General features: G+C 66.2%; 1 protein-coding gene. It reads left to right on the top strand.

Annotated elements, in window-relative coordinates:
- The first annotated feature begins 73 nt into the window (after positions 1–73).
- Positions 74–355, top strand: coding sequence for a 30S ribosomal protein S19 (gene rpsS, locus DBV35_RS29400; protein ID WP_062397841.1), 282 nt, complete (start codon positions 74–76; stop codon positions 353–355).
- The last annotated feature ends 35 nt before the right edge of the window (positions 356–390 follow it).

The following is a 390-nucleotide window of genomic DNA, read 5'->3' as shown; positions in this document are numbered from 1 at the left end:
GAGCAAGCCGGCCGACAAGTTGAGCGTCCGCCGGCGTCGGACGGGCAAGAGGCGCTGAGCGGGGAGGTAAGACATGCCGCGCAGCCTGAAGAAGGGCCCCTTCGTGGACGACCACCTGCTCAAGAAGGTGGACGTCCTCAACGAGTCCGGCAAGAAGACCGTCATCCGCACGTGGTCCCGTCGGTCCACGATCATCCCGGACATGATCGGTCACACCATCGCCGTGCACGACGGCCGCAAGCACGTCCCGGTGTTCGTGTCCGACTCGATGGTCGGTCACAAGCTGGGCGAGTTCGCCCCGACCCGGACCTTCCGGGGCCACATCAAGGACGACCGCAAGGCGCGTCGGCGCTAGCAGCCGGCCCGAGTAGCGACTAGGAGAGGTGAGAT

It is taken from the genome of Acuticoccus kandeliae (assembly GCF_003073115.1).
This window is presented reverse-complemented; position numbering and strand designations above follow the sequence as displayed.

What these genes read in the sequence shown, in the direction of transcription:
- rpsS (WP_062397841.1), top strand. Translation starts at nt 74, where the DNA reads ATGCCGCGCAGCCTGAAGAAGGGCCCCTTCGTGGACGACCACCTGCTC.